5 protein-coding genes are annotated in these 3,065 nt (G+C 40.7%); all 5 read right to left on the bottom strand.

The window, feature by feature from the left end; translation table 11 throughout:
- Positions 1-22 precede the first annotated feature (22 nt).
- The 5 genes from AOG55_RS03065 to AOG55_RS03045 are packed head-to-tail and all read right to left on the bottom strand — an operon-like array spanning position 23 to position 3,040.
- Positions 23-256, bottom strand: a complete 234-nt coding sequence (locus AOG55_RS03065) for a hypothetical protein (protein WP_048101176.1) — start codon at positions 254-256, stop codon at positions 23-25.
- Positions 253-591, bottom strand: coding sequence for a hypothetical protein (locus AOG55_RS03060; RefSeq protein ID WP_048101175.1), 339 nt, complete (start codon positions 589-591; stop codon positions 253-255). Before AOG55_RS03060 ends, AOG55_RS03065 begins: the two co-directional genes overlap by 4 nt.
- Before the next feature lies 1 nt (position 592).
- Complete coding sequence (locus tag AOG55_RS03055) at positions 593-787, bottom strand: hypothetical protein (protein ID WP_054963799.1); 195 nt, start codon at positions 785-787, stop codon at positions 593-595.
- Positions 777-1,976 (bottom strand): cytochrome b, encoded by a 1,200-nt coding sequence (locus AOG55_RS03050; RefSeq protein WP_048101174.1) that lies wholly within the window; start codon positions 1,974-1,976, stop codon positions 777-779. Before AOG55_RS03050 ends, AOG55_RS03055 begins: the two co-directional genes overlap by 11 nt.
- A gap of 14 nt (positions 1,977-1,990) precedes the next feature.
- Positions 1,991-3,040 (bottom strand): twin-arginine translocation signal domain-containing protein, encoded by a 1,050-nt coding sequence (locus tag AOG55_RS03045; RefSeq protein ID WP_048101173.1) that lies wholly within the window; start codon positions 3,038-3,040, stop codon positions 1,991-1,993.
- Positions 3,041-3,065: the final 25 nt, after the last annotated feature.

Genomic DNA, 3,065 nt, shown 5'->3' with positions numbered 1-3,065 from the left:
TTTAAATAAAAATTTTTTTGGATTATAAATCCTCCTCACCAAAGGCAAGTATTAGGAGTATAAAGCCCACAAAGGTAAAGAAGAAGGATACCCAGCTGCCAATCTGATGAGGGCCATCATTGGCATTGATTCTTGGGAACATGTCATAGTCCAGAAATGTCGGAATTGAAATTATAAGAAATACTATCCCAGTGTACATCAGGTATTTTGATCTCTTTTTCATCTTTTTAAACCATTCCATTGGTGATTCCGTCATAATATTGCACCCCCTAAAGCCGCAAAGGTAAATATGTAAAGCAGTATCGGCGTTATAATTGTCCTTCTTGATATCTTTCCATTGGTTGATTTATTATGGGCTATGGATATACCCAGAAGTATAATGGATATGAAGATGAATACCAGGGCTATTACCAGAAGTCCCTCCTCATATACACCGAAATTGCCAAATACGGGCGATATCATGGTGTAAGGCTGCTCATGGTAAAGTTTTCCCACAGGCTTTATGAGTATAGCATAAAGCACAAATGGCACACTTCCAATCCAGTAGGCAATCATCGCATAATAATATAAATATAATGATTTTTTATCCATTTTACACCCTCTCCTTTATGGTTCTCTGCATTATCATAAATATTATGGCAGCGAACAAAAATAAATTTATTACCAGCGTTATGGCCCAGTACCTCTCATATGCGTATGGCTTCACCTGCGTGAAATACCACATTAGAGGATCAACGACCACAAGCTGGATTACACCAATTAAATAAATTATGTTCTTAGTTTGCATTTGCATCACCGTCCTTCTTTGCAAATCTCATGGCGTATACTGGCAGGAATGAAATCAATGTTAGTGACCACCACAGGTATTCTGTTAGAAGCCTTGTCTGGGTAAGACCTGGCTGTGAGTATCCCCATATTGTCATAACTGCAAGTCCTAAAACTAAATAGACACCGAATGCTGTTATCCATGGCCTTTCAAGGACACCTTTTTTATGGTACCTGTCTATGAATGGTATTATCAGTATGAATATTAGTATGCCAATAATTAATGGTACACCACCGGTGCTTAGCCCGTAACCTGCGACATCCATTAGCTTATATACAGGTGTAATGTACCAGTCAGGCACAGGGAAGGTGCCGTATGCCAGTGAACCATATCCAAGCGTTAGTTTCTGCGGGAATGCAGCTGCGAATATTATGATTACACCTATGATTATTATTGCAGAGAATACTGCATATAAAAGATTTGTTGGGTACCATGGTATCATTTTTCCCTTTTCTGTTTTATCGTCATTTGCAAGGCCGGACCTTTCAAAGAGCATGAAATGCACCGCGAATATTGCAAGCATTAGCGTGGAAAAAACTGCAACGTGTAATGCCAATAGATGTGAGAATGTGGCTGTGGTTGTATAATTACCAACAAGTATTCCCTCAAGCCAGTTTATAAATGCACCAGGGAGTATTCTGCCAAGAACACTTCTCTGCATGAACAGCAATCCTATATGCAGGGCTGCCATTGCTATTGCAGTGTTTGCCAGCATATAACCGAGTATGGCAGTAAGTATTGTGAGCAAAAATAAAACGACACCGAGAATCCACTGAAGCCATCTCCATTTTCCACGGTATGACCCGACAAGCCACTGCCTCATCATATGGAAATACACAAGGCCGATCATTGCATATGCCATGTACAGATGTGATGTTAATATAATATGGCCAAACGGAACATCATCTATTATGTATTCTGTTGCCCTGTAGGGGTCAACCTGGCTGTAATAAAAGAATATAATAATTCCTGTTACTATCTGATATATTAAAGCCGTTGCAACCCATGCACCAGTCCACTCATCTATTCTGTAACCTTTGGTTGTAACTGACCTGAATCCTATTTTATATGTACCTTCCGGCAGATCTTTTTCTTCTTCCATTATTTTCGTTAAATCATACTCATTTTTTTCATATTCAGCTTTTTCCATTTTTTACTCACCCTTTATGGAAGCCTGTGGAAATTACCCTTCCATGGTCCGGAATTGCTTACAACCACTGTTTTATATAAAACCACAGAGCCATTTACCTGATTTACATCAAAGCTGCTTGGAGCACCGGTCTCAATATTTGAAGGTGTATCCTTGTATGTATAAATTGTGCTGGGAATTGATTGTGTTGACGTTGGTATTGCGGTTCCGCCTGTTAGGTTTTCCTTTTTAACCTGCGGGCCATAGGTCTGGCCTCCGGGATACTGCAGGTGTGTCCTTATCACAGCATTTTTGGAATTTATACCGTAGGCAAAAATATAACTACCGGTAAATGTAGAAGGGTCGTCAAGAGAAGAATCAGGGCTGTTATTTGTGGCAAGCATTATCTGCGGTAATGAGTGGTTTGCCGGACTTGGTGCTGCTCCATTGTTATATAAATTGCTGCCACCCCATACAGGGTTGTACTGGCTTCCATGGCATTTGCAATATATAAGGCCATTGGTTGGCCACTCAAAAACACCAGTGCCGTTGGTCTTATATCCAACAAGCTGGGCCTCAAATGGTATGCTTTTCCCTGGATGATAATCAAGAAATGGTGGCACACACCCAAGGTGCTGGCATATCCCACTTAATGCTATTATAGATATATCATTAAAAGGATCATAAATAACCCCTGTCATTGGAGCCTTTGAGGATGGGGACACTGGGGCAAAACCGCTTGTGGGCACTATGCTATCCTCAGGTGTTGTTATTTTAACACCCTTAATGGCTATCAGAAATGTCGGCTCATCCTGAAGTGGATAATTAAAAACCAAAATATTTGCACTGGTTGCCGTGGAAGACACGGCGTACTGTTCAACATCCGCAACCGTAATTGGATTTCCCTGCGGGTCCTCGAGTATGGCAAGTGGATAATTATCCATCACAGGAATTCCACGGTCCTTTGGAACAACATATCTCTCAAAGGAAAGCCCACCAACAAGAAGCGCGGCCACTGAGAGACCGGCACCTTTAAGAAAGGCCCTTCTTTCAGGCTCTGGAACTGCATTATTACCTTTGTTCATAATCAGTTTAATTATTGTTTATATA

This window comes from Acidiplasma cupricumulans, from assembly GCF_001402935.1.
GTDB classification, from domain to species: domain Archaea; phylum Thermoplasmatota; class Thermoplasmata; order Thermoplasmatales; family Thermoplasmataceae; genus Acidiplasma; species Acidiplasma aeolicum.
The sequence above is the reverse complement of the archived record's forward strand: the minus strand, read 5'-3'. Positions and strand labels throughout refer to the sequence as shown.

Bases quoted from the DNA above. Each gene is read 5' to 3' on its own strand.
- AOG55_RS03065 (WP_048101176.1), bottom strand. From the start codon at position 256: ATGACGGAATCACCAATGGAATGGTTTAAAAAGATGAAAAAGAGATCA.
- AOG55_RS03060 (WP_048101175.1), bottom strand. From the start codon at position 591: ATGGATAAAAAATCATTATATTTATATTATTATGCGATGATTGCCTAC.
- AOG55_RS03055 (WP_054963799.1), bottom strand. From the start codon at position 787: ATGCAAACTAAGAACATAATTTATTTAATTGGTGTAATCCAGCTTGTG.
- AOG55_RS03050 (WP_048101174.1), bottom strand. From the start codon at position 1,976: ATGGAAAAAGCTGAATATGAAAAAAATGAGTATGATTTAACGAAAATA.
- AOG55_RS03045 (WP_048101173.1), bottom strand. From the start codon at position 3,040: ATGAACAAAGGTAATAATGCAGTTCCAGAGCCTGAAAGAAGGGCCTTT.